Origin of the sequence: Pectobacterium brasiliense, from assembly GCF_013449685.1 — a bacterium.
In the GTDB taxonomy this organism is placed as follows: domain Bacteria; phylum Pseudomonadota; class Gammaproteobacteria; order Enterobacterales; family Enterobacteriaceae; genus Pectobacterium; species Pectobacterium brasiliense_A.
Map to the genome: position 1 here is coordinate 1 of NZ_JACDSF010000066.1, position 24,064 is coordinate 24,064.

Below are 24,064 nucleotides of genomic sequence, written 5' to 3' on the forward strand. Positions count from 1 at the left end.
AAATCGGGTCATCCCTGAAGTAATTTATTGGGTCAGGCTTAATATTTTCCCGTGGATTCCGCCATAACCCTAACCCACGGCCGTACTGCATAAATTTATCGTGTTCCACTTAACCAACTCCATTTGGTTTCATCGTCACTGAATTGTGATAGCACAAGGCGGGATTGCTCCCGCCTTGTCTCTGTTTACCTTATTCAGCGCGATTTACTTACCGCTTTTTATTCACAGCCTTTTATTCACAATTCACAGTATTGGCGCAGCGAGTCCTGTTTTTCTGGCAGCAGGCGATACAGATAAACCGGTCGGCCGGTAGAGCCGTACAGGATATTGGTGGTCAGGATGCCAGTATCAGACAGATAGATCAGATACTTACGGCAGGAGACGCGGGAGATACCAATCGCATTCGCCAGCATTTCGGTAGAGAACTCAATACCCTGATTGCCTTCAATCCACTCGCAGACGGTACGTAACGTCAGGCTGGTCAGCCCTTTCGGTAATTTCTTACGTTCGCTAACCGTGCTACCGCTGGTACGACGAATCAGGTTATCAATATCCGACTGCCCAACAAAATCGCGGTGTTTGAACAAGTTCGCCTCTTCACGATAGGCGGTCAACGCCTGTTCGAAACGCGAGAACTGGAAAGGCTTAATCAGATAGTCCACCACACCGTAATGCAGCGCTTTCTTGATGGTGTACACATCGCTGGCAGACGAGATGATGATGACGTCCGTCTTTTCGCTGAATTCACGGATAGTCGGCAGCAGATCCAGTCCATTATCCTGCTGCATGTAAATATCCAGCAGTACCAAATCGATTTCCGAGTCAGGTTGCATCAGCAGGTTTCGCGCCTGTTGCAACGTGGGAACCGTCGCATAGCAGCTAAATCCAGAAACCTGGTTCAGATAAGATTTGTTAAGCTCTGCAACCATGGCATCGTCATCAACAATCAGTACATTAATCATGGTCAAACAGCCTTGCTTGATAAGGAATAGTAACGAAAAACTGGGTGTACACCTCAGGTTCTGATTCAAACTCGATAGTGCCGCCAATCTTCTCCAGACTCTGCTTGGTCAGGTACAGGCCGATACCGCGCCCGCTGCCTTTGGTAGAGAATCCCTGTTCATAAATGCGCGCCTGACTCTCCGGTGAAATGCCGGGGCCGTCATCCCCCACGGTACAGTGAAGGCGCCCGCTCTGATGATGAAAGCTCACGCTGATTTCACAGTTTTCCTGCCGATCAATCGCGTCCATCGCATTCTCAATCAGATTACCCAATACGGTAATCAATTCATTTGTGGCATCGACATCATCAGTATCCGGCAGCAGACTCTCCTCGCTGATGGAGAGCGTAATGCCGAGATCGCGTGCGCGGTTGATTTTACCCAACAGAAACCCAGCAATCACTGGCGATTTCACTTTACGAATAATCGAGCCAATTTCCGCCTGATAATTATTGGCGGTCTTCAGGATATAGTCTTCTAGCTGCGAGTAATACTTTAAGTGCAGCATCCCCAAGATAACGTGCAGCTTGTTCATAAACTCGTGCGACTGCGCACGCAGCGCATCCGCATAGTAGGACATCCCACTCAACCGTTGTAGCAGTTGGCTGATCTCCGTTTTATCACGGAATGTCGCAATCGCGCCGATAATGTCGCCCTTCACAAAAACCGGAACGGTGTTAGTCAGCAGCAGGTGGCCGTTAAAGTTAATCTCTTCATCACGCCGCGGCGTACCGCTCTCCAGCACTTGTTTCAGGTGCAAATGCTCAAGCCACTGGTCGCTGACGCGTTCGGCTGGCTTCGGAGCCGGCGTTTCACTGCCCTGCGGCTTATTCTGCCGGAAAAGCCGTCGCGCCTCATCATTGATGACCGTAATCCGGCCATGCTGATCGACCGCGATAACGCCTTCTTTGATATGTTTGAGCATCGCGTTACGCTGTTCAAACAGGTTTGAGATCTCAAACGGCTCGAATCCCAGCATAATGCGCTTGAGCACCTTCACCAGAATCAGCGTGCCCAGCCAGCCGACCAGCGCCCCCGCCAATAGCGTCCAGGGAATCATCCAGCGGTTATCGCTGATCACCTTCTGCACGCTGGTTAAGGCAATTCCCAGCGCGACGACGCCAACCTGCTTATGGTTGCTGTCGAAAACCGGTGTAAAGACCCGCAGCGCGGGATCGAGCGTCCCCCGGTTGATGGCGGTATTTTCCATACCCAACAGCGCTGGGTAGATATCCCGACCGGCAAAATGTTCACCAATTCTTTCCGGTTCAGGGTGGCTATGGCGCACCGTATCCATGTCCGTGACGGTGACGAAGAGCAGTTGATTACGCAGTCGGATCGTCTCCGCCGCGATCTGCACTTCCTCAGGCCGACCAATCCCTTTAAGTTCATCAATCACCACGGGAGAGGCGGCAAAAGTGCGGGCAATGGCAAAGGCTTTTTCTCGCAGATGATCTTCTGAAAGCTGATTAATGCGAAAAAACAGCAAGGAATAGACCACCAGCAACACCGCACCAAGCACAACCGACACCATCAGAAACACCGATGTTCCCAGCTTTAGCGGTGCCTTTTTCTTGCCCATGTCACTCTCCGAAACCACCATCATCACACCGTTATCTTATACTGTTTCGTCGCGTTTCGCGTGCCGTGATGCCTACGCCCCGTCACAAGGACAGGGCGTAGGCGTGAAGAAAGGAAATCAGGCTTAACGTTGCGGTACATTTTTTGTGTCAGGAATGTTTCGCATCGAAAGCCTGTGGGTATCTGCGTTTTTACCAGAAACCGAGCAGTTTCCACCACATTCCGCCAACACCCAACCAGATAGGGATGATGACCAGACTGACCAGGAAACCGATCTTCCACCAGGTTCCTAGCGGCACGTAGCCAGTGCCGAACAAAATTGGTGCTGGGCCACTGGAGTAGTGGGTTGTGGACATAAACAGGTTACTGAAGATACCGAATACCAGTACGGTCAGCATCGGCGGCGCACCGGCTGCCAGCGCGATAGAGACAAAAATCGCATACATGGCGCTGATGTGGGCAATCGCACTCGCCATCAGGTAGTGGCTGTAGTAGTACACCAGCAGCAGCAGACCCAGCATCGGCAGCCAGTGCATCCCACTCACGGCATTACCGGCCAATCCGCCCAGCCAGGCAATCAGCCCCATCTTGTTGAGCTGACCCGCCAGCGTCATCAGTACGGCAAACCACACCACGGTGTGCCAGGCTTCTTTCTCACTGACCACATCGTCCCAGGTCAGCGCACGGCTGAGCAACAGCACGCTCAGGCCCGCCAGCGCGGTCAGGGTTGCATCGATATTCAGCGTGGAACCCAGTACCCAGAAGATCACCAGACCCAGGAACACGCCCAGCACCACCCACTCGTCGCGGGTCATTTTGCCCATTTCACGCAGTCTTTCGACGGCGATCGCACGCATTTCTGAGGTTTTCTTCAGTTCAGGCGGATAGAAACGGTAGATCAGGTAAGGAATCAGCGCCAAAGACAGGAAGCCCGGCAGCAGTGTCGCCAACGCCCAATCCGTCCAACTGATGTGAATACCAAACTGAGAAGCCAGCTTCGCCACCATCGGGTTACCCGCCATGGAGGTCATGAACATCGCGGAAGTCACGGCGTTACACTGGAAAATGGACTGCACCAGAAACGCACCAATGCGACGCTGCGTGCCTTTTTCCGGCGTGGAGTCATAGGCTTCGGCAATGGACCGGAACAGCGGAGTGATGATCCCGCCGCAGCGTGCAGACGTGGAAGGCATGGCCGGAGCGAACATCAGGTCGGTGAACACCAGACCATACGCCAGACCGAGTGAGCTATTCCCCAGCTTGCTGATGAACAGCAGACCAATGCGTCGGCCAAAGCCGGTTTTGATAAAGCCGCGAGAAATAAAGAAGGCGCAGGCGATCATCCAAATAGTGGGATCGCTAAAGCCCGTCAGCACATCTTTAATGGGTAATAACCCTAATATGGCGACCGAGGTCAGGCTGAACATCGCCATCGCGCCAAGCGGGTAAGGAGAGAGAATCAGACCGACAACGGTGGCAATGAAAATCGCCATCAGATGCCAGGCATCGGGTTTTACCCCATCAGGAACCGGCAATAACCATAAGCCACCGGCAATACAAAGGATAACTAGAAGCTTTATCAACCTGCTGTTATTCGCAGACATAAGAACACCACTCTTCATTAAAACGGATTCTGTATTCCCCGTCATACTTCGAGTCACACTCAAATTATTCAGGAGATATTCACGACGGATGTCCCGTGCGGAGGAGTGGGTATTTCGTTATTCTTCCTTCGTCACCCTGCTGAAAACAACGCAACAGGAATCATCTGCGGAAAAAAAAGACGAGAAAACAAGGGTTCAGGGTGCTTCTCTCGTCTTATCAAATCAAGTGATTAATGAAGAGATAGTATTATAATGCGCCTACAAAATAGCGTAACTTTAGTTACTAAAGCGGTTCATTAATTTATTTAAGAAACCATCGTGGTTTTAATTTCCTGATAAAAACCTTTAAAATTCAATAATAATTGACATTTAAAGAACATAAAATTAACGAAGTTAACGACAACGCAATGATAAAAAAACCTTATATCTAACAGTGGTAATATAATTCTTTTCCAGACAGTCAGTTATCCATTCCTTATTTATTCACTCAGGTATTCTTCTATTAAAAAATAAAAAAATAAATCCCCATTATTCGGCGAGAAAATATTATTTTTTATCCAACTGATAACATTTAGAGGGTAAGAAAAAGTACGGCTAACAGCTGCGGCGACATAATGCGCAGAAACATCGCCAACGGGTAAACCGTCGCATAAGACAGCGCCGCCGCACCGCTGGTCGAGTGTAGACCATTGGCAAACGCCAGCGCAGGTGGATCGGTCATGGAGCCCGCCAGCATGCCGCACAGCGTCAGGTAGTTCATCTTACCCAACGTTCGCGCCAATATGCCGACAAGCAGCAGCGGCACAATGGTAATCAGCGCGCCATAGCCAATCCACCACACTCCGTCGCCGTTCAATAACGTCTCGACGAAGTCGCCGCCAGATTTTAGCCCCACTACCGATAAGAACAGCACAATGCCGAGTTCACGCAGCGCTAGGTTCGCGCTGGGCGGCATAAACCAGTGAAGTTTACCGATACTGCCGATGCGCCCCAGCACTAGCGCTACCACCAGCGGCCCCCCCGCCAGCCCAAGCCGCAGCGCGACGGGAAAGCCGGGAATCATCAGCGGTACCGAGCCCAGCAATACGCCCAGCCCAATTCCGATAAAGACGGGCAGCATCTGTACCTGCTGGAGTTTTTGCTGCGCGTTTCCCACGATATCCGCGACGGCATCGATCGCCGCTTTTCGCCCGACCAGATTCAGAATGTCGCCAAATTGCAGGCTAGCCTGATTGCTGGCAACCAGCTCGACGCCCGCACGGTTCAGGCGCGAAATCACGACATCGTAGTTTTGCTTCAGATTGAGCTCGCGAATCTTGCGTCCCAACACCTTCTCATTCGTCACCACCACGCGCTCAACGTGCAGATCCGTGCCACGCGTTGAGAGCGATGCCTCCACTTCATTGCCGATAACCAGACGCGCCTGCTCCAGATCGTTTTTCGCCCCAACCAGATGCAGATAATCGCCCAGTTGGATAAGCGTCTGCGGCGACGGCACCATCAGTTCATCACCGCGTTTCAGGCGGGAGCAGACGATGGTGTCGCGGTTCAGAATCGGCACAGCCTGAATCGCCAACCCTTGCAGATTGCTATTCGTCACCGACACATTCATGGTGTGCAGTTGCTCATGATGCAGACCGTTGCTGACTTCAAACTGCTTTGCCTCGTTCTCCACCGCGACACGGAACAGAACGCGCATCAGCCACATCACCAGCAAAATGCCGCAGATCCCCAGCGGATAGGCCATTGCGTAGCCCGTCCCCATCTGGTTCACCAATGCGGAACTCGACCCGAGATCGGTCAGAATCTGCTGACCCGCACCCAGCGACGGCGTGTTGGTCACCGCACCGGAGAAAATACCGAGGATAATGGGCAAAGGAATATTAAGCAGTTTGTGCAGCAGGACGGTCACCACGCAGCCGAGGAACACCGTCAGCAGCGCAAACGCATTGAGGCGCAGGCCAGATACCCGCAGAGAGGAAAAGAAACCCGGCCCGACCTGAATGCCAATGGTATAGACAAACAAGATCAGCCCGAACTCCTGAATGACGTGCAACATGTCATCATTCAGTTGAATCTGGTACTGATGGGCAACATGCCCGACGATGATCCCACCGAACAGGACCCCGCCAATCCCTAAACCGACGCCATAAATCCGCCAGTTGCCGATCCATAACCCCAGAACCGCAACCAGCGCCAGCATACTCACGGTAAGTGCGATATCACTCATACCCGTATCCTTTGCGGACGTTTTTATTGGGAAATGCCACTGACGCTATACTCTATAATGAGTATATTTTGATTCTGGCAGAGTGCTGGAAAAGGAAACGTGGCGGGCAACACAAAACCGCGCCCGTAATAATACGAGCGCGGGAAATCATCAAACAAATAATGCGGATATCGCGTTATGAGGCATCTTCAGCAGGCTGCTGGTTCAATGCCGGACGGTCACTATTGATGGCGATACGCTGAGGCTGCAAGGCTTCCGGCACGTCACGTACCAGATCGATATGCAGCAGGCCATTTTCAAAATGAGCATCGGACACATGCAGATGCTCGGCCAGCGTGAAGCTTAGCGTGAAAGGCTTAAACACCAGCCCCTGATGCAGATATTCCACGGCTTTCTGGGACGGTGCCGGGCTGCCTTTCACGGTCAGGCGCGGGCCTTCTACTTCGATATCCAGATCGCTCTGCCGGAACCCTGCCAGCGCGAGCGTGATGCGATAGTGGTTGTCGTCTTTCTTCTCGATATTATACGGAGGAAAATCAATCGGTTCCTGACCGCCCTGCATTGAGCTGGCTAATTTGTCAAAACCGATCCACTGACGCAGTAAAGGTGATAAATCGTAGTTACGCATAATATGACTCCTTCTAAGAAGCGAGATTAATGGTGCCCATACGGGCATACCCTATGCCAGCCACAGTTCTATTCTATAGCTGGCGTCGTCCCCATTCGGCAGACGAAGCGTTCATTCACCGCACTGCCGTTTCAGGCAATGCGCGATTCGTGCAAATAACGTGATGTTGGTTTACTTGATTTCAATCCGACGCGGCTTCATCGCTTCCGGCACGATACGTTCGAGATCGACGTACAGCAGCCCGTTTTCCAGATTGGCGCCTTTTACCTGAATATGTTCGGCCAGCTGGAATTTACGCTCGAAGTTGCGCTCGGCAATCCCCTGATACAGGTAGTTACGAGCAACCTGTTCACCGGCGTGGGCACCTTTTACAATCAATACGTTGTCGTGCGCGGTGATGTCCAGTTCCTGCTCCGCGAAGCCCGCTACGGCAATCGCAATGCGGTATTGGTTCTCGTCAACCAGTTCGACGTTGTAGGGAGGGTAGCCGCCGTTACTCTGGGTCTGCCCGGTTTCTAAGAGATTAAACAGGCGATCAAAACCAATAGCGGAACGGTACAGTGGGGAAAAATCGGGGTTACGCATAAAACAGCCTCCTAAACATGCAGCGAGGATTTATTTTTTACCTTCCCTAGGGGACAGGCTTACAGCTGGGACGGATACCCTGACGGCGTATCGTTTTCCTCCAGCTTATTATCAATATGGTGACCCCCCTCAGACTTTCAAGAGGCAAAAAGGAAAAATCGCTGGGTTTCATGCAATATTCACTTACGCTGTAAGCGTTATCACATACACTCAAGATAGGCAGGCTCTGGAACCCACTCTGGCAGCAGGTTCTTAATGGACAGATAATATGACCTTACTGAAAAGTGCGTTGTTCTCTTTCATCATCACCGGCAGCGGCGCGGTGGCAACCAGCGGTTGCTCCAGCGTGATGACGCATACCGGAGGCGATCAGGGATACTATTCCGGCACGCGCGCCGGTGTGGATATGCTGCGCGACGACGACACCAGTTGGGCGATGATGCCGCTGGTCGCTATCGACTTGCCGTTCTCGGCAGTAGCCGACACCCTGTTGCTGCCCTACGACTACTATCGTGCAGGCAGCGATAAGAACAAACTGTCGACGCGCGAACGCATTTCACACAGCGAAGAACAAAACCAAACCGCCAGCTCACAGCTTGCCACTATGCCTAATAACAACACTATGCCTAATAACAACACCATGCCTAATAATCAGCTTTGATAGCCCTTCATTCACCTTGAATCAGCGCATGCAGGTTATGCCGTCGCCACAACAAATAACTGATTAAAGCCGTCAATCTCCCGCATATACGCAATGTGTTTCCCGTCAGGGGAAAAGACCACGGCATCCGCACTCGGTGCGCTGTCCGTCCGCGCCGTTAGTCGAACAAGCTCACCGCTTTTCGCCTCACACAGCATGATGCTGTTGTCACACACAAACGCCAGAGAACGTCCATCCGGGTGCCAGTTAAAGGCTGACTGTACGCCGTGTTCCGTGCGCGTTACCTGCCTTGGCTCACCGCCGTTCGGGGAAAGCGTCCACAGTTGCACCACACCAGCCTCATCCCGCATCAGGAAAGCAATCTCACGGCCGTCGGGCGAGGCTCGCAGCCAGTGGCGCGGCTGGTTCACCAGACCAGGATAACGACGCGAGTGCGTAAACGTTAAACGCCGCTGCTGCACGCCCGCTGGCGGCGCAGGCATTGAGATTGCCGTCCCCGCCAGTGGCGCATCACCCACTTTGGCGTACTCTTCCAGCGCATCCGGCAAGTCGACGATAAAAATCTCCGGCACCGTTGCCCCGTCCGCCGCACGTGTATCGCCGATAAACGCCAGCGCCCAGCGCTGCCGCGAACCATCCTGTCTGATATAGCCCGCCGTTCCTACCCAACCTTCTTCATAGGCGCGATTGATCTCATCGCTGCCGGGCTGCGGCTGCGGCGTCGTTCTGCTAACCAACACACAATAGTGGCTACCGTCATATTCACGCGGATGGTGTTTTTCAACGGTGACGACCTGTAGCGGCACAGCCACGCCCACGTTGCGCAAGTTCAATGCCGGATCGCGCTCATGCAGCACATGGTCGTTATAGGTAAAGCTCAGGCGGCTGGCATCCGGGCTGAAGACATGGACATGCGTACCGCCGCGCAGCGCACCGGCCTGATAAGGCGGCGTAATGGAGAAAGCATCGAGCGTGATGGCCTCATCACGCTGGCGATCCGCCACTATCGTTCCACGCCGATGGTGAAAATCATACTGCCACTCGCCATCTGGGTTTTCTGGCCCGTGGATAAAGACATAGCGCAGCGGTTCCTGCGGGCTACAGGTCACCACGCCCACGTGCGCCCCCGCAGTCGCCCGATAAATCACCTCGGTTTCCCGGCTTTTCAGGTGTATGCGCTCAATGGTCAGCCCTGTGAATGAAGATCCATAGGGTCTTATGTCATAAACCAGCCAATCCCCATCACATGACCAGCAATTAATATTGGTAAGTTGATGACCAGCAGCATTAAACGTTAGTTTAACCTCAACAGACAAGACATCACCCCACTTATTCAATATCAGTCAATTTTTTGTAAATAAATTTCAGTTTTATGTATAACTTATTGTTTTTAATTTAAAAAAAACAAACAGCATCGATAAATGTCATTCAAAAAAATAGAAAGACTACCTCAATAACATCCGTTTTTTAATTTATTAGCATCGGCGTAACATTCTTCATATCGAAAGGGCAGCCCCCTTTCACCTATCAAATCAGAAAAGGATAAGACACCATGAAAAACGTAAAAACCATCGCCGCTGCTGTTGTTCTCGCTACTATGACTTTCGGTGCTTCTGCTGCTGAATACGTATCTCCTGCACAGGCCCAAAATCTGGAAAAAGCGGGCGTCGTTACCGCTACCGCTCAAGACCTCAGCTCACTACAGGCTCAGCTCGCGGCGAAAGCAGAAAAAGCAGGCGCTAAAGCTTATACCATCACGTCTGCGACCGGTAACGATCAGCTGCGTGGCTCTGCGGTAATCTTCAACTAATCGTTGTTTACCCTGAGTTTTTATCCCAGTTAGCCATCCTGTAAGCATCACGTATTACCCTCTTTCCGGCTTGCCTCCTCATCAGGGCAAGCCGGTTTTTTTATTTATGCGAAAGGGGTTCGTGGGAAAGCAAGAAGGGCGGTGAATGTGGTGTGGCAGAGTGCCACACCGACGTGGATAGACTTACAACGTTGAACCTTGAAAACCATTCTCAGCCGCTGTCGCCGCAAACCATTCTCCGCTTTTCTTCACCGTGCGTTTTTGCGTCGCCAAATCCAGCTGCACAAAGCCATAGCGATTTTTGTAGGCATTCGACCACGACCAGTTATCGATAAACGTCCACATATGGTAGCCGAGGCAGTTGCTGCCTTCGGCGATCCCTTTGTGTACATACTTCAGGTGTTCACGGACAAAATCGATGCGGTAATCATCCTGAATCTGGCCGTTAGCGTCGAAACGCTGTTCGTTCTCGACACCCATGCCGTTTTCCGAAATAAAGCAGCGCGGATTAGCGTAATTCACTCGTAGATTGGTCAGAATGTCATAGATGCCCGGTTCGTAAATTTCCCAGCCACGATAGGGATTCATTTTTCGCCCTGGCATTTCATAGCTGGAGAAGAACCACTCGGGCATAAACGGACTATCAGGGTTAACCAGACTGTCGCGACACTGAATACGGCGCGGCTGGTAATAGTTAATCCCCAGCAGATCGACAATCCCATCGGCCAGCAACGCACGATCGTCAGGCTGGCAATGCGGCAGTTGGCCGTATCGATGCAGCAGATCGACCAGTTCCTGCGGGTATTCGCCCCTCAATGCGGGATCGAGGAAGCTGCGGTTAAACATCAGATCGGCGATGTTGGCGGCTTTAACATCGGCCGGATGCTGAGAACGCGGGTAGGAGGGCGTCAGGTTGAGGATAATGCCAATTTCCCCGCCCTGAGACTGCTCGCGATACGCCCTGACCGCCAGCGAATGCGCCAGCATCGTGTGGTATGCCACCGTCGCAGCACGCTTGAAATCCACCACGTTCGGGTAGTGGAAATCATACAGATACCCGCCTTCCACTGGCACCACCGGCTCATTAAACGTAAACCAGTGTTTTACCCTGTCGCCAAACAGGCGGAAGCAGGTCGCCGCATAGCCCGCATAGGCCACGACCACCGCCCGATTTTCCCAGCCGCCCAGCCGCTGCATCACCATCGGCATATCAAAATGGAACAGGTTGATAAACGGCGTGATGCCCTGCGCCAGCATTTCGTCAATGACCTGATTATAAAACGCGACTGCCTGCGGATTCGGTTCACCGACGCCATCGGGAATCAGCCGCGCCCACGAGATCGACGTTCGGAACGTGTTGTGATTCAGCGTCTTCAGCAGCGCGATATCTTCACGCCAGTGCTGATAAAACGTGGAAGTCTCTGCCGGCCCAACCTGCTGGTGAAAACGACCGGGCTGCGTGGCAAACCATTCGTCCCACACGGTGGCGCTTTTACCATAGTTGAGGCTTTCGCCTTCCGTTTGCGGTGCCGAACTGGCGCTACCCCACCAAAAATTCGCGGGAAAGCGAAAATCGTTCTGAAGATGATCGTGCATACGTTCCTCTCTGCTTCACTCGTGTTTATGCGCTGGCGCTGGCTTCGCCCGTGGCCTGCTGTTGTTTCTCCTGCTCCTGTTTAAGCAGCGTGCGCTCATAGACTTTCAGGAACGGGTAATACATCGCGGCCGACATCACCATGCAGAGCAGACACATGATCACCGGGCTGAACGCCCAGTTCGCCGCCCATGATGCCCCAATCGGTGCAGGCGTCGTCCACGGCGTCAGGGAAACGACCTGCGCAATCCAGCCGAGCTTCGTCGCCGTATAGGCAATGACGGCATTAACCATCGGCACGAAAATAAACGGCAGGAACAGCAGCGGATTCATGATGATCGGTGCGCCAAACAGAATCGGTTCGTTGATGTTGAAGAAGCTCGGCACGACGCCCATGCGGCCAATGGTGCGCAGGTGAATCGCGCGGCTACGCAGTAACAAAAAGGCCAGCGGCAACGTGGAACCGACCCCGCCGATCAGCAGATAGTGATCCCAGAATCCCTGCAAATAAATATGCGGCAGCGGCGCACCGGCCGAAAGCGCAGCCTGGTTAAGCGCCAGATTGGTCATCCAGAACGGGTTCATAATCCCGGTGACGATCAGCGCGCCGTGAATCCCGGCAAACCACAGAATCTGGCAAATAAATACCGAAATCAGAATCGCAGGCAGCGAATCCGACGCCGAAATCAGCGGTGCCAGCAGGTGCATGATGGCTTCCGGGATAATCATGCCGGTCGCAGACTGGATGAATAGGTTAAACGGATGCAGCGTCGCGACGATGACCAGCACGGGAATAAGAATTTCAAACGAACGCGCCACGCCGGTCGGCACCTCTTTTGGCAGGCGAATCGTAATGTTGCGTTTCTTCAGCCAGGCATACACTTCACCCGCATAAATCGCGGTCAGAATCGCGGTAAAAATCCCTTCCCCAGAGAAGTACTGGGTGGAAATTTGCTTATCCTGATAAGGCGCAGCCACCAGCAAGAATGCCATCAGCGCCAGCAGACCGGTCATAATCGGATCCAGCTTGTAGTGCTTGCCAAGGCTGGCCCCAATCCCCACCGAGATAAAGAAGGTCATGACCCCCATACTGAGGTAGTACGGCAGCATCAGTTGTTCACGGTAGGCAACGGAGAAATCGAGCCACGCGCGGGCAAATCCCAGCGTAGTATCCGGTGCAAACGGCGGGAAGATGAACACCAGCATAAATGAACCGATGATCATGAAAGGCAGCGCGGCGATAAACCCATCACGAATCGCGATGATGTGGCGCTGTTGTCCCACCACACCTGCCAGCGGGGTAATTTTTTGCTCGATGATATTCACCATCGACTGATAGAGGCCACTCATAGCGGTTGTCCTGATTTTTCGATCAGTGAAAAGGCAAAATCCAGCACGTTGTCACCGCGCTGCATACCGTAATCCATCATATCTATCGCTGCCACGGGCACGCCTTTCCCCTCGGCTTTCTCCTGAAAGGACGCCAGCATATATTTCACCTGTGGCCCCAGCAGCACAACGTCATATTTCCCGACCTGCTCATCAAATTCATGAGCGGCGTAGGCGGCAATCTCGACGTCCAGACTACGTGCGCTGGCCGCCTCCTTCATCTTTCTCATCAAAAGGCTGGTAGACATCCCAGCGGAACAACAAAGCATGATCCTTTTCATTTTCAGTACCCCGTCGTCATACGTTATGAATAAAAAGCGTTACGAATAAAAAAACGTCATCAATAAAAGCATCGTGAATAAACACGTCCATTGGAAACACCATCATGGAAACACCATCATGGAAACACAACGGAAACCGTTTTCCATGAAAAAAAACAATATATGAGAATAGGTTCACGAAATAATAGACATTGCGGGAAACAATGTGAGGCAGGTCATGGAAAACGTGTTTCAGACGTGAAGGACGGGTAAAACCCACTATTGCCGCGCTTATTACGCTAAGTGTGCTGATTTCAGGCATTTTCTACTTTTGACTATAAAAACGACAAATTGAGATTTAAAAAGCCCGTCCTCCCCCTGCTATGTTTATCACCTGATGTTGCATTTTCTCGCTGTATTTTAATTTTTAGTTATAAGTGAGGGGTCATAAGCATGTCATTGATGATGAAAAAATCGGTCACGGAAGGACGTGGAGAAAACGCGCCATTGTGGAGTAACCTGACAGCGCGGCTACGCCGGCTCCCCGCTATTCTGGCCGCCAGCGCCCTGCTGCTCGTATCCGCCGCCGATGCACAGGACAACGTGCCAACGCAGCTGCGCGTCGGCTATCAGAAAGGTTCGGTCAGTCTGGTACTGGCAAAATCACACCAACTGCTGGAAAAACAGTTCCCCAACACCAAAATCAGCTGGGTTGAATTCCCCGCCGGCCCGCAGATGCTGGAAGCGCTCAATGTGGGCAGCATCGATCTGGGCGGCACCGGTGATATCCCCCCTATTTTTGCGCAGGCCGCTGGCGCTGACCTGCTGTATGTCGGCGTGGAACCGCCTAAGCCTCAGGCAGAAGTGATTCTGGTGCGGGAAGACAGCCCAGTGAAGACCGTTGCTGACTTAAAAGGCCGCAAAGTCGCCTTCCAGAAAGGCTCCAGCGCGCACAACACGCTACTGAGGGCGCTGCAACGTGACGGGCTGAAATTCACCGATATCAAACCGATCTACCTGACTCCGGCTGACGCCCGCGCGGCCTTCCAGCAAGGCAATGTCGATGCATGGGCAATCTGGGATCCCTACTATTCCGCCGCACTGCTGGAAGGCGGCGTTCGCGTGTTGGTCGACAGCAGCGGGCTGGAGAAAACCGGCTCCTTCTATCTGGCTGGCCGCCCTTACGCCGAGGCGCACGGCACCTTTATTCGTCAGGTTCTGGACGTGCTGACCAAAGCGGATGCTTTAACGATCAGCGATAGGGCGCAAAGCGTCACGCTGCTGGCAAACGCGGTAGGGCTGCCGGAAAAAGTGATTGAAACGGCGCTCGACCACCGTCCACCGACTACCGTCGAACCGCTGGATGCCGCCACGATCAAGGCCCAGCAATCCACGGCCGACCTGTTTTATGAAAATCGTCTGGTACCGGTGAAGGTCAATATCGCAGAGCGCGTCTGGCGTCCTCAGGCGAACTAATTTGCCTGTCACACCCCCTTTTGTTTACCCCAAACAAGACTGTTCAAGGAGTTCACACCATGAGTCTTAACGTATTCTGGTTTCTGCCCACCCACGGAGACGGTCGCTATCTTGGTAGCACCGAGGGCGCACGTCATGTTGACCACAGCTATCTGCAACAGGTGGCGCAAGCCGCCGAGCGGCAAGGATTTGGCGGCGTGCTGCTGCCGACAGGCCGCTCCTGCGAGGATTCCTGGCTGGTTGCGGCATCGCTCATTCCGGTGACGCAGCGGCTGAAGTTTCTCGTCGCCCTACGCCCCGGCGTGATTTCCCCTACCATCGCCGCCCGTCAGGCCGCCACGCTGGACAGGCTGTCTAACGGACGCGCGCTGTTCAATCTGGTGACCGGCGGCGACCCGGAAGAGCTAGCCGCCGAAGGGCTGTTCCTCAGCCACGAAGAGCGCTACGAAGCCTCGGCGGAATTTACCCACATCTGGCGCAGGCTGCTGGAAGGTGAAACCGTTGATTTCGCTGGGAAACACATTCAGGTCAAAGACGCCAAACTGCTTTACCCGCCCGTGCAGCAGCCGCGTCCACCGCTCTATTTTGGCGGTTCTTCCGAGGCGGCACAGAATCTGGCGGCAGAACAGGTCGATCTCTACCTGACGTGGGGCGAACCGCCTGAGCAGGTTAAAGAAAAGCTGGCGGAAGTCCGCGCCAAAGCGGCGGCGCAGGGGCGTGAGGTTCGCTTCGGTATTCGCCTGCACGTCATCGTGCGGGAAACCACCGAGGAAGCCTGGCAGGCCGCCGATCGGCTGATTTCCCATCTGGATGAAAAAACCATCGCCGATGCACAGGCGGCGCTGGCGCGTTTCGATTCCGTCGGCCAGCAGCGCATGGCCGCCCTGCACGGCGGCAAAAAGGACAAACTGGAGATCAGCCCGAATCTGTGGGCAGGCATTGGTCTGGTACGCGGCGGTGCGGGCACGGCGCTGGTTGGCGATGGCCCGACGGTGGCCGAGCGCATTCAGGAATACGCCGATCTTGGCATTGATACCTTTATTCTGTCCGGCTATCCACATCTGGAAGAGGCGTATCGCGTGGGTGAGCTGCTGTTCCCGCACCTCGATCTGGCGCAGCAACCTACGCCGCTGCATACGGTGAACACTGCGGGAGAGTTGATTGCTAACCGCTATGTGCCGCGTAAAGTCTCGCAAAGCTGAGGAATCGATCATGGCAAGAACGTTCTCTTCACTGGCACAGCGCTTTGCACCTTTCCTGCTCCCCGTAACGCTGCTGGTTGCGTGGCAGGTATCCGTCGAGTTCGGTTGGCTATCCAACCGGATTCTGCCTGCGCCCAGTTCGGTGATTACCGCAGGCTGGTCGCTCATCTCTAGCGGCGAACTGTGGCAGCATCTGGCGATCAGCGGTTGGCGCGCCCTGATCGGGTTTGCTATCGGCGGCAGCATCGGATTGGTGCTTGGCTTTATCACCGGGCTGTCGCGCTGGGGCGAGCGTCTGCTGGACAGTTCCGTGCAGATGATCCGCAACGTTCCACATCTGGCGCTGATTCCGCTGGTCATTCTATGGTTCGGTATTGATGAAGCGGCCAAGATCTTTCTGGTGGCGCTGGGCACGCTGTTCCCAGTTTATCTCAACACTTATCACGGCATTAAAAACATCGATCGCGGCCTGCTGGAAATGGCGCGCAGCTACGGGCTATCAGGCCTGAGCCTGTTTTCTCAGGTGGTGCTGCCCGGCGCGCTGCCGTCCATCATGGTCGGCATTCGTTTTGCGCTGGGCTTTATGTGGCTGACGCTCATCGTCGCGGAAACTATCTCTGCCAACTCCGGCATCGGCTACCTCGCCATGAACGCCCGTGAGTTCCTGCAAACGGACGTGGTGGTGGTCGCCATCATTCTTTACGCCCTGCTCGGCAAGCTGGCCGATGTCAGCGCTCAGGGGCTGGAGCGCATGTGGCTGCGCTGGAATCCGGCTTATCAAACCTCATCAGGGGACGCATCATGACCGCTTTTACCGATTCTGCAACGCACGCGCATTCACCGTCGCCGCTCACCAAGGGGACGCCGCTGGCGCTGAATGCTATCACCAAGCACTACGGCCACCGCACCGTACTGAATGATGTGCAACTGCGCATTCCGTCCGGGCAATTTGTTGCCATTGTCGGTCGCAGCGGCTGCGGTAAAAGCACCCTGCTGCGCCTGCTCGCGGGTTTGGAAACGGCCAGCAGCGGCGAACTGCTGACTGGCACCGCGCCGCTCAGCAGCGCAAAAGACGACACACGACTGATGTTTCAGGAAGCGCGGCTGCTGCCGTGGAAAAAGGTGATCGATAATGTCGGGCTGGGGCTGCGCGGCAACTGGCGTGAAAAAGCGCAGGAAGCGCTGGCCTCCGTCGGGCTGGCAGATCGCGCGAATGACTGGCCAGCCGCACTGTCCGGTGGTCAGAAACAGCGCGTCGCGCTGGCACGCGCGCTCATTCACCATCCACGTTTGCTGCTGTTGGATGAACCGCTGGGGGCGCTGGATGCCTTGACCCGTATCGAGATGCAAAGCCTGATCGAAAATATCTGGCTCCAGCACGGGTTCACCGTACTGCTGGTGACGCACGATGTCTCCGAAGCTATTGCGCTGGCCGACCGGGTTATTCTGATCGAAGAAGGCCGCGTAGGGCTGGACATCACCGTTGATTTGCCCCGACCACGGCGTCGCGGATCGGTAAAACTGGCGGAACTGGAAGCCCGCGTGCTGGAGCGCGTGCTGGCACCCTCCTCACCACCGTTGCCTCAGCAGGCGGCAATATAGCCTTCATTCTGGCGATCGAGACTGTGCATCTTATCGCCAGATTTAACATCAAAAATATTGATAGATATTCTCAAAACGCTCCGTTTTCCCTTCTACCTGCCTCGGCGTAATATCCTCTTCATCGAAAGGCAATGACCTTTCACTCCAAACAACATTGAATAGGATACATCACATGAAAAACGCAAAACTCTTCGCCACTGCTGCCGTACTGTCCGCCCTGTCTTTCGGTACTTTCGCTGCCGATCAGGTGTCTTCACAACAGGCTCAGAACCTGGAAAAAGTGGGGGTCGTTAGTGCTACCGCGCACAGCCTGGATTCACTGCAAGCACAGCTGGCTCAGAAAGCAGAAAAAGCCGGTGCCAGCGCCTTCACTATCACGTCTGCCACCGGTGACAACCAACTGCACGGCGTCGCCGTTATCTACAAATAATGGCTGCTGATAAACAATCAAAAAATTAAACGGACTTTCCTCAACAAAGAGGAAAGTCCGTTTTTTATTAAACTATAGTATGACAATCTTATCTTTTATAGCGACCTAACATATCAGGGACTAATGATGTGCTTCCGTGCTAACGCTATCCCGCGTGAAATATTGCAGAATTGCAGCGAGTAAAGCAGCGACTGAACCAACAACAAACCCAACCAAGTAGCCTTGAGCGTTACCCCAACCACCAAAGTGATCAATCAACCAGCCGGCCAATGGGGAAGCTGGGAGCGTACCCAAGAACGTCAGCATCAGAAGCAGGCCCATTGCAGAACCTGATGCTTTAGGCGCATGGTCTGCCATCATCGCATAATAAACTGGAAACACCGCATTCAGCCCCAATCCCCACATTAGCAACACCACCCACAGCATACTGATGCCAGAAATAAAGATCAGTGAGAACACGCAGATAGCATACCAAGCAGACAAGAAGATCAGCGTTTTTCTGCGGCCAATATGGTCAGAAATATAGCCGAAGAATAGTTGACCAAACCAACCCGTGATATAAGGTACAACACCAATAATCGCGCCAAAGGTATCTTGCTGGTTCATGGTAAATACAACATAAGGTGCCAGGAACCACAGCCCCACCGTCTGCGAAAAATTGATTAAGCCAGCACCAATGACGGTCAGCAAAATGTTGCGATTCGCCAACACACTTTTAGTTTCAGCTAGTTGCTCTCTGAAGGTTAACACCTCTTCCGGCTCATCTGACGGCGCGGTTAACCCATGTGCATGGGCATAATCGTTCACTTCCTGATAGCTTTTAGGCGTGGCGAACATCCATAACATAACGGCAAGCACATAACCAATGATTGGTGTCAGCAGAAACACCAGACGCCAGTTTTCACTGCCGAAAGTCGCCAAGATCCAACTTGCTGCCAAACCGCCCAACAATGCCCCTACGGGATACCCAGTATGGTGTAATCCAAGGGCAAAACCACGATGTTCCTTAGGCCAATATTCGGAACACTGAGCAATATTGGTAACCTCAGCACCACCGGCAGCCCCCATACCCAATACGCGCCATAAAATAAACTGCCACAAGTTCAAACAAGTCGCTTTAATGCCAATTAAAATGGAGAAAGTGGTAAAAAATACCATATACCATACTTGGCTTTTCTTTCTTTTCCAGCCTCGCCCTATCTTATCAGCGATAATCCCTGCGGGTAGAGCAACTAATGCATAGGCTAAGAAAAATAAGCTGACAATATATCCCCATTCCACCCCGGTTAGATTAAACTCATTAATTATAGAGGGTTGAACGCGAAACATAATTTCTCGATCATTCGCATTCATCACCCATAAAAGCCAGGTAAGGAAAAGCATAATCCAGCTGGCACGGGCACCCTTTGGAAATTTTAAACCAGACATATAACCCCCTGACGTTATTATTTTAATTGCCGTAATTTTTTAACTATATAGGCAAATAAATTTAATGAGAGAATACCTGCACTCGCAATAAAAAATCGTACTAAAAAATCAGCGTCAAATAGACCCACTGTCGCCCATGCAATTAATACACTTACCATCAAACCGGAAATTATCATAAAAAATAACTCCCGTCTAATGAGTGTAGCTACCGGAACATCATCGGACAAAAATGATTTTGAATTACTCATGACACCGCCTATTTCATGTAAATAAAACGCTCCCCTGGTACCATTAAGTGGAATTTATTCCCTGGATACGCTGATAGCATATAATCCACAAAATAGCTCGGGTTATCCGTATTACATTCAAACATATCGAAATGAAAAGGCAGCATCATATCAGCCTTAGATTGGTTATAAAGATCCGCTGCATCCCTAAAATTCATATTAGGGATGATGCCTCTTTTTCCCCGGCTATAATCACCGCCATTAATTGGTAGTGCAATGATATCAGGCTCCAGCGACGTTACTTCCTCCTCCAGCTCTGGGGTTAACAGTGAATCTCCGCAATGATAGAACGACAAATTATCTGTGGTGATAAGGTACCCTAAATAACGATCGTGTCCCTGCTCGTTTTTTTCATAGTTACTATGCGCCGAAGGAATAGGTTTAATACGGTAACTACCAATACTAAACTCGATGCCGGTAAGCGCTGGATAAATATTTCCCTGAATGTTGGCATTACTACGTATTAACGCATCCGCATCGACGGAGGGAATATAAAATGACATATCCCTTCGTACCGCAGCGATACCTTCCAGTGTTGATAGGTCCATGTGGTCATCATGATGATGGGTAATCAGTACCGCATCTGCACACGAAATATCTTCTGGATCGATAACGGGGTCAAATGCTCGGACAAACTCAGTCCCAGGATGATTAACCTCGATAGAACGCGTTAAATAAGGATCGATCACCAATATATTATTGTGACTATTTTTTAAAACAAACCCAGCTTGACCAAGGCTCCAAATTGCCAATACGCCATAAGGTACATGCGTTTGTTTTATTTCATCTCGGATCGTCGATCTTTTTCTTAATTTATACGGCATAGATCTTATCTCTGTTACATAGGGTACGTTTCTTATGGCAATATATTACCACTCGGCAACGGCACCGTCAGGATAACGCCACACTGGGTTACGCCAGTCTGGCGCATTTTTACTACGTTCAATAACCAGCTCTTCATTAATTTCCACACCGAGGCCAGGCTTATTCAGCGGATAGAAATGGCCATCGGTCATCGCGAAGTCTTCTTTATTGATAACATAATCCAACAGCTCGGCACCTTTATTATAATGGATGCCCATACTTTGCTCCTGGAATACGGCATTACGTGCCACAAAGTCGAGATGTAAACAGGAAGCCAGTGCAATTGGGCCTAATGGACAGTGCGGTGCCAGCGCGACATCATAGGCTTCCGCCATGGCGGCAATTTTAAAGCACTCGGTAATACCGCCTGCGTGAGACAGGTCAGGCTGAATAATGGCCAGTCCGCCGTCTGCCAGCACGCGTTTGAAATCAAAGCGTGAGAACATCCGCTCGCCCGCCGCAATCGGCAGGTGGGTTTGCGCCGCCAGACGAGGATAGTATTCCGCCTGTTCAGCCAGCACAGGTTCTTCAATAAACAGCGGACGGTACGGCTCCAGCTCTTTGATCAGGATTTTCGCCATCGGCGCATCCACACGACCGTGGAAATCCAGACCGAACTCGATGCTGTTGCCAAAGGCTTCGCGAATTTCCGCGACCACGGCCACCGCCGCATCCACTTTGCGTGAGTTATCAATGATGCCCATCTCTTCACAGCCGTTCAGCTTGAAGGTATCGAAGCCAATGTCGGTCAGCTTCTTGATGCCTGCGATCACTTCGGAAGGACGATCGCCGCCCACCCAGCTGTACGCTTTGATCTTATCGCGCACCAGCCCGCCCAGTAACTGATAGACCGGTACACCCAGCGCTTTGCCTTTGATGTCCCACAATGCCTGATCGATACCCGCGATGGCGCTCATCAGGATCGGGCCGCCGCGGTAGAAGCCCGCGCGGTAAAGCACCTGCCAGATATCGTTGATGCGCGCCGGGTCTTGCCCGATCAGATAGTCAGACAGCTCGTGAACGGCAGCTTCAACGGTGCGTGCACGGCCTTCGATAACCGGCTCGCCCCAGCCGACAATGCCTTCATCGGTTTCAATCTTCAGGAACATCCAGCGTGGCGGCAGCCGGTACGTGGTGATTTTGGTAATTTTCATTGAACAGCGTCCTTATAGGCGTTAACAAATGCATGTGCTTTTTGCGCGGTGACGTCAACCGACTGACCGGCTCGATACAGATCGCTGCCTAACCCGGCACCGATGCAGCCCGCACTAAGGTAATCCTTCAGGTTTTCGGGTGTGACGCCACCGACAGCAAAGACGGGAACGTCTTTTGGCAATACCGCTTTCAGTGCCTTGATGTAGTCAGGTCCAAACGCGGACGACGGGAAAATTTTCAGCGATTGCGCGCCTGCATCCAGCGCCGTGAAGGCCTCCGTCGCAGTAGCACAGCCAGGGCACACCATCATGCCGTAGCCCACCGCCCGACGAATCACCTCGGGAGAAATGTTAGGCGTAACGACTAACTTGCTGCCAATTTCCTGTAATTTATCGACATAGTCGGCTTTTAGTACTGTGCCTGCGCCAATCAGGGCACGATCGCCAAAATGCTCTACCGCCAGTTGAATACTTTCATACGGGTTCGGCGAATTCAGCGGGATCTCTACCGCATCGAATCCGGCATCCAGCAGCGCCGCGACGTGTTCCAGCACCTCGTCCGGCGTGATACCGCGCAGAATCGCAATCAAGGGAAGATTAGTATTCCAGCTCATTAACAATGCTCCTTATTCCTGCCTGAAAAGCCCGATCGCCATCCAGCGGCTGCCAGCGCAATCCAGCTTGTTGTAATGCTTTTTCGTAGCGCGCGGTCAGCGCAGGAGAGCCGATGAGTGTGATGCTGTCTCCGACTGCCATCTGATAATGGCGCTGCATTTGTGAGACTTCGTTGCCAATCAGCAGCCCGGATAACCAGTCGCTCACGGCACTTTTCTCCAGACGCCCCAGCACATGCGCCGCGCGGGTTTCAAACAGGCAGCGGATGATATTGTCGTCGGCAAAGCCCAGTTCCAGCCCTTGCTGGAAAGCGGCAGAGGACGGCTGCTGCTCAGTCAGCCCCACGCCAATGAGCGACTGTGTCATCAGCAGGTGATGCAGTTCACCGGTCATCACCGTGCGGAAATCCAGCACGTTGCTGTCATCGGTTCGCACCCATTTCGAGTGGGTTCCCGGCATTACATAAAGAGAGGAAGGACATTCGCTATATGCGCCAATCAGTTGGGTTTCTTCACCGCGAATCACATTGCAGTTATCGTCCTGCGCAATACTCAACCCCGGCACGATCCAGGCGGCCAGCGGCTGGGCTTCTTCCACGCGCGTCAGGCGATGAGAGACATCCGTCAGGCGAGTCGGGCATGACAGATACGGCACGGAAAGCCAGCCCGCATTGCTGCCAATCATGCCCGCCATCACGACAGGCACGTTGTGCTGCTGCCACGGCGCAACGATCTGCTGAAAAACCTGCTGCGGTGTCTGACCGTTCAAACGCGTGACGCCCGCTTCAGACTTCACGCTGTCGATACAGACGCCGTCCAGATACAGCCACGCCCGCAGGTTGGTCGAGCCCCAGTCAATGGCGATATAGCTTTCACTCATGTAATGTCCTTTAACCGTTTGGTCGAGCTGGCGATCATGGTCAACGCCGCCCGCTCTGCTGCTTCAATATCCTGATGCCGAATGGCATCGTAGAGATCCTGATGCTCACGCAATGTCCGTGGCATGTTGTCTTCGTCCGGCATATAGGTGCGCTCAAACACCGCACGCTGCAAGGAACTGATCGCGACGCTCAACTGCTGGAGCACCGGGTTATGCACCGCCGCCAATACCGCCTCATGGAAGCGAATATCCGCTTCATTAAATGCGTCGCGATTCTGATGGTTAGAAATCATGTCGTTCAGCGCCGCTTCAATCACCGCCAGCTCGCTTGAGGTCGCCCGTTCGGCAGCCCAGCGGGCAATCGTCGGCTCCACCAGATTACGTACTTCGCTCATCGCGCTGATCAGCCGCGGGTCGTAATCGCTGGCCAGAACCCATTGCAGAACGTCGGTATCCAGGTAATTCCACTGGTTACGCGCGGCCACAAACGCGCCGCGATACCGTTTCACTTCCACTAGCCTTTTCGCCATCAACGCTCTGAACACTTCACGAATGATGTTGCGCGAGGTCTGAAATTCTTCACACAGCTCAGCTTCTGCGGGTAACGGCGTGCCCGGCGCGTATTTCCCGCCAACGATCTGTTGGCCAATATCCAGAATGATGCGGTCGGTTTTGCTTAATTCTTGCTTATTCATCATCACCTCAACGAGACAAAACGGATTGATATCACTGCACTTACTTTACCCGCCATGCCGCCTGACGTCGTCGAACTGTTGCACAATAA

Annotated in this window: 25 protein-coding genes; 8 read left to right on the top strand and 17 right to left on the bottom strand. The window is 52.9% G+C overall.

Features of this window, described 5'->3' with window-relative positions:
- Positions 1-236: 236 nt before the first annotated feature.
- From dcuR to H0248_RS19920, 3 genes are all read right to left on the bottom strand, one after another.
- Entirely contained in the window at positions 237-962 is a 726-nt protein-coding gene (dcuR, locus tag H0248_RS19910) for a two-component system response regulator DcuR (RefSeq protein ID WP_180787217.1), read from the bottom strand.
- Positions 955-2,583 carry a sensor histidine kinase gene (locus tag H0248_RS19915; protein ID WP_180787218.1) on the bottom strand — a complete coding sequence of 543 codons (1,629 nt, stop codon included), beginning with the start codon at positions 2,581-2,583 and terminating at the stop codon, positions 955-957. Before H0248_RS19915 ends, dcuR begins: the two co-directional genes overlap by 8 nt.
- Positions 2,584-2,773: 190 nt before the next feature.
- On the bottom strand, positions 2,774-4,186 hold the full coding sequence (locus H0248_RS19920; protein ID WP_180787219.1) for an anion permease: 1,413 nt from the start codon (positions 4,184-4,186) through the stop codon (positions 2,774-2,776).
- Between the two features lie 88 nt (positions 4,187-4,274).
- Between H0248_RS19920 and H0248_RS21955 the strand changes: the two genes are divergently transcribed.
- The gene (locus H0248_RS21955; protein WP_014917094.1) at positions 4,275-4,439 is read left to right on the top strand and encodes a hypothetical protein; all 165 of its coding nucleotides are present in this window, start codon (positions 4,275-4,277) and stop codon (positions 4,437-4,439) included.
- 318 nt (positions 4,440-4,757) lie between these two features.
- Here H0248_RS21955 and H0248_RS19925 read toward each other — a convergent pair whose 3' ends face one another.
- The 3 genes from H0248_RS19925 to ibpA all read right to left on the bottom strand — a co-directional run bounded on the left by H0248_RS19925 (position 4,758) and on the right by ibpA (position 7,629).
- On the bottom strand, positions 4,758-6,416 hold the full coding sequence (locus tag H0248_RS19925) for a putative transporter (RefSeq protein ID WP_180787220.1): 1,659 nt from the start codon (positions 6,414-6,416) through the stop codon (positions 4,758-4,760).
- Between the two features lie 175 nt (positions 6,417-6,591).
- Positions 6,592-7,044: a small heat shock chaperone IbpB gene (gene ibpB / locus H0248_RS19930; RefSeq protein WP_010281114.1), complete on the bottom strand. Its 453-nt coding sequence runs from the start codon at positions 7,042-7,044 to the stop codon at positions 6,592-6,594.
- 171 nt (positions 7,045-7,215) lie between these two features.
- Entirely contained in the window at positions 7,216-7,629 is a 414-nt protein-coding gene (gene ibpA / locus H0248_RS19935) for a small heat shock chaperone IbpA (protein ID WP_014917097.1), read from the bottom strand.
- A gap of 268 nt (positions 7,630-7,897) precedes the next feature.
- Between ibpA and H0248_RS19940 the strand changes: the two genes are divergently transcribed.
- Positions 7,898-8,290 (top strand): YceK/YidQ family lipoprotein, encoded by a 393-nt coding sequence (locus H0248_RS19940; protein ID WP_180787221.1) that lies wholly within the window; start codon positions 7,898-7,900, stop codon positions 8,288-8,290.
- Positions 8,291-8,325: 35 nt separating this feature from the next.
- On the opposite strand, the gene H0248_RS19945 is transcribed toward H0248_RS19940, so the two are convergent.
- A complete protein-coding gene (locus tag H0248_RS19945) occupies positions 8,326-9,606 on the bottom strand; it encodes a DUF3748 domain-containing protein (protein WP_180787222.1) in 1,281 nt (426 codons plus the stop codon).
- Between the two features lie 236 nt (positions 9,607-9,842).
- Here H0248_RS19945 and bhsA (H0248_RS19950) point away from each other — a divergent pair, with 236 nt between their 5' ends.
- Entirely contained in the window at positions 9,843-10,100 is a 258-nt protein-coding gene (gene bhsA, locus H0248_RS19950) for a multiple stress resistance protein BhsA (protein WP_010281124.1), read from the top strand.
- Positions 10,101-10,283: 183 nt separating this feature from the next.
- Here bhsA (H0248_RS19950) and H0248_RS19955 read toward each other — a convergent pair whose 3' ends face one another.
- From H0248_RS19955 to H0248_RS19965, 3 genes are read right to left on the bottom strand one after another with little or no spacing between them, the layout of a single operon-like run.
- Positions 10,284-11,696: a glycoside hydrolase family 1 protein gene (locus H0248_RS19955; protein WP_110164066.1), complete on the bottom strand. Its 1,413-nt coding sequence runs from the start codon at positions 11,694-11,696 to the stop codon at positions 10,284-10,286.
- Positions 11,697-11,721: 25 nt separating this feature from the next.
- Complete coding sequence (locus H0248_RS19960) at positions 11,722-13,044, bottom strand: PTS sugar transporter subunit IIC (RefSeq protein ID WP_180787223.1); 1,323 nt, start codon at positions 13,042-13,044, stop codon at positions 11,722-11,724.
- The gene (locus H0248_RS19965) at positions 13,041-13,364 is read right to left on the bottom strand and encodes a PTS sugar transporter subunit IIB (protein ID WP_039320155.1); all 324 of its coding nucleotides are present in this window, start codon (positions 13,362-13,364) and stop codon (positions 13,041-13,043) included. The genes H0248_RS19960 and H0248_RS19965 overlap by 4 nt, the downstream gene beginning before the upstream one ends.
- 432 nt (positions 13,365-13,796) lie before the next feature.
- Here H0248_RS19965 and H0248_RS19970 point away from each other — a divergent pair, with 432 nt between their 5' ends.
- The 5 genes from H0248_RS19970 (at position 13,797) to bhsA (H0248_RS19990) (ending at position 18,053) form a co-directional block, all read left to right on the top strand.
- Positions 13,797-14,819, top strand: a complete 1,023-nt coding sequence (locus tag H0248_RS19970; RefSeq protein ID WP_233990893.1) for a sulfonate ABC transporter substrate-binding protein — start codon at positions 13,797-13,799, stop codon at positions 14,817-14,819.
- A 59-nt stretch (positions 14,820-14,878) separates the two neighbouring features.
- Positions 14,879-16,021 carry an FMNH2-dependent alkanesulfonate monooxygenase gene (gene ssuD / locus H0248_RS19975; RefSeq protein WP_039281463.1) on the top strand — a complete coding sequence of 381 codons (1,143 nt, stop codon included), beginning with the start codon at positions 14,879-14,881 and terminating at the stop codon, positions 16,019-16,021.
- 10 nt (positions 16,022-16,031) lie between these two features.
- Positions 16,032-16,826, top strand: coding sequence for an aliphatic sulfonate ABC transporter permease SsuC (gene ssuC, locus H0248_RS19980; RefSeq protein WP_180787224.1), 795 nt, complete (start codon positions 16,032-16,034; stop codon positions 16,824-16,826).
- On the top strand, positions 16,823-17,623 hold the full coding sequence (ssuB, locus tag H0248_RS19985; protein WP_180787225.1) for an aliphatic sulfonates ABC transporter ATP-binding protein: 801 nt from the start codon (positions 16,823-16,825) through the stop codon (positions 17,621-17,623). The genes ssuC and ssuB overlap by 4 nt, the downstream gene beginning before the upstream one ends.
- 172 nt (positions 17,624-17,795) lie before the next feature.
- Positions 17,796-18,053, top strand: a complete 258-nt coding sequence (bhsA, locus tag H0248_RS19990) for a multiple stress resistance protein BhsA (protein WP_180787226.1) — start codon at positions 17,796-17,798, stop codon at positions 18,051-18,053.
- A gap of 120 nt (positions 18,054-18,173) precedes the next feature.
- On the opposite strand, the gene H0248_RS19995 is transcribed toward bhsA (H0248_RS19990), so the two are convergent.
- From H0248_RS19995 to dgoR, 7 genes are read right to left on the bottom strand one after another with little or no spacing between them, the layout of a single operon-like run.
- On the bottom strand, positions 18,174-19,481 hold the full coding sequence (locus tag H0248_RS19995; RefSeq protein ID WP_180787227.1) for an MFS transporter: 1,308 nt from the start codon (positions 19,479-19,481) through the stop codon (positions 18,174-18,176).
- A 17-nt stretch (positions 19,482-19,498) separates the two neighbouring features.
- Entirely contained in the window at positions 19,499-19,729 is a 231-nt protein-coding gene (locus H0248_RS20000; RefSeq protein ID WP_180787228.1) for a hypothetical protein, read from the bottom strand.
- An 8-nt stretch (positions 19,730-19,737) separates the two neighbouring features.
- Positions 19,738-20,592 (bottom strand): MBL fold metallo-hydrolase, encoded by an 855-nt coding sequence (locus tag H0248_RS20005; protein WP_180787229.1) that lies wholly within the window; start codon positions 20,590-20,592, stop codon positions 19,738-19,740.
- A gap of 45 nt (positions 20,593-20,637) precedes the next feature.
- Positions 20,638-21,786 carry a galactonate dehydratase gene (gene dgoD / locus H0248_RS20010; RefSeq protein ID WP_180787230.1) on the bottom strand — a complete coding sequence of 383 codons (1,149 nt, stop codon included), beginning with the start codon at positions 21,784-21,786 and terminating at the stop codon, positions 20,638-20,640.
- Positions 21,783-22,400, bottom strand: a complete 618-nt coding sequence (locus H0248_RS20015; RefSeq protein ID WP_010281152.1) for a 2-dehydro-3-deoxy-6-phosphogalactonate aldolase — start codon at positions 22,398-22,400, stop codon at positions 21,783-21,785. The genes dgoD and H0248_RS20015 overlap by 4 nt, the downstream gene beginning before the upstream one ends.
- Complete coding sequence (locus H0248_RS20020; RefSeq protein ID WP_180787231.1) at positions 22,384-23,280, bottom strand: 2-dehydro-3-deoxygalactonokinase; 897 nt, start codon at positions 23,278-23,280, stop codon at positions 22,384-22,386. Before H0248_RS20020 ends, H0248_RS20015 begins: the two co-directional genes overlap by 17 nt.
- On the bottom strand, positions 23,277-23,975 hold the full coding sequence (gene dgoR, locus H0248_RS20025; RefSeq protein WP_005976717.1) for a D-galactonate utilization transcriptional regulator DgoR: 699 nt from the start codon (positions 23,973-23,975) through the stop codon (positions 23,277-23,279). The genes H0248_RS20020 and dgoR overlap by 4 nt, the downstream gene beginning before the upstream one ends.
- Positions 23,976-24,064: the final 89 nt, after the last annotated feature.

Bases quoted from the DNA above. Each gene is read 5' to 3' on its own strand.
- bhsA (WP_010281124.1), top strand. From the start codon at position 9,843: ATGAAAAACGTAAAAACCATCGCCGCTGCTGTTGTTCTCGCTACTATG.
- ibpA (WP_014917097.1), bottom strand. From the start codon at position 7,629: ATGCGTAACCCCGATTTTTCCCCACTGTACCGTTCCGCTATTGGTTTT.
- ssuD (WP_039281463.1), top strand. From the start codon at position 14,879: ATGAGTCTTAACGTATTCTGGTTTCTGCCCACCCACGGAGACGGTCGC.
- ibpB (WP_010281114.1), bottom strand. From the start codon at position 7,044: ATGCGTAACTACGATTTATCACCTTTACTGCGTCAGTGGATCGGTTTT.
- H0248_RS21955 (WP_014917094.1), top strand. From the start codon at position 4,275: ATGTCCCGTGCGGAGGAGTGGGTATTTCGTTATTCTTCCTTCGTCACC.
- H0248_RS19955 (WP_110164066.1), bottom strand. From the start codon at position 11,696: ATGCACGATCATCTTCAGAACGATTTTCGCTTTCCCGCGAATTTTTGG.
- dgoR (WP_005976717.1), bottom strand. From the start codon at position 23,975: ATGAATAAGCAAGAATTAAGCAAAACCGACCGCATCATTCTGGATATT.
- H0248_RS19915 (WP_180787218.1), bottom strand. From the start codon at position 2,583: ATGGGCAAGAAAAAGGCACCGCTAAAGCTGGGAACATCGGTGTTTCTG.
- H0248_RS19960 (WP_180787223.1), bottom strand. From the start codon at position 13,044: ATGAGTGGCCTCTATCAGTCGATGGTGAATATCATCGAGCAAAAAATT.
- bhsA (WP_180787226.1), top strand. From the start codon at position 17,796: ATGAAAAACGCAAAACTCTTCGCCACTGCTGCCGTACTGTCCGCCCTG.
- H0248_RS20015 (WP_010281152.1), bottom strand. From the start codon at position 22,400: ATGAGCTGGAATACTAATCTTCCCTTGATTGCGATTCTGCGCGGTATC.
- H0248_RS20020 (WP_180787231.1), bottom strand. From the start codon at position 23,280: ATGAGTGAAAGCTATATCGCCATTGACTGGGGCTCGACCAACCTGCGG.
- dcuR (WP_180787217.1), bottom strand. From the start codon at position 962: ATGATTAATGTACTGATTGTTGATGACGATGCCATGGTTGCAGAGCTT.
- H0248_RS20005 (WP_180787229.1), bottom strand. From the start codon at position 20,592: ATGCCGTATAAATTAAGAAAAAGATCGACGATCCGAGATGAAATAAAA.
- H0248_RS19925 (WP_180787220.1), bottom strand. From the start codon at position 6,416: ATGAGTGATATCGCACTTACCGTGAGTATGCTGGCGCTGGTTGCGGTT.
- dgoD (WP_180787230.1), bottom strand. From the start codon at position 21,786: ATGAAAATTACCAAAATCACCACGTACCGGCTGCCGCCACGCTGGATG.
- ssuB (WP_180787225.1), top strand. From the start codon at position 16,823: ATGACCGCTTTTACCGATTCTGCAACGCACGCGCATTCACCGTCGCCG.
- H0248_RS19970 (WP_233990893.1), top strand. From the start codon at position 13,797: ATGTCATTGATGATGAAAAAATCGGTCACGGAAGGACGTGGAGAAAAC.
- ssuC (WP_180787224.1), top strand. From the start codon at position 16,032: ATGGCAAGAACGTTCTCTTCACTGGCACAGCGCTTTGCACCTTTCCTG.
- H0248_RS20000 (WP_180787228.1), bottom strand. From the start codon at position 19,729: ATGAGTAATTCAAAATCATTTTTGTCCGATGATGTTCCGGTAGCTACA.
- H0248_RS19995 (WP_180787227.1), bottom strand. From the start codon at position 19,481: ATGTCTGGTTTAAAATTTCCAAAGGGTGCCCGTGCCAGCTGGATTATG.
- H0248_RS19920 (WP_180787219.1), bottom strand. From the start codon at position 4,186: ATGTCTGCGAATAACAGCAGGTTGATAAAGCTTCTAGTTATCCTTTGT.
- H0248_RS19965 (WP_039320155.1), bottom strand. From the start codon at position 13,364: ATGAAAAGGATCATGCTTTGTTGTTCCGCTGGGATGTCTACCAGCCTT.
- H0248_RS19940 (WP_180787221.1), top strand. From the start codon at position 7,898: ATGACCTTACTGAAAAGTGCGTTGTTCTCTTTCATCATCACCGGCAGC.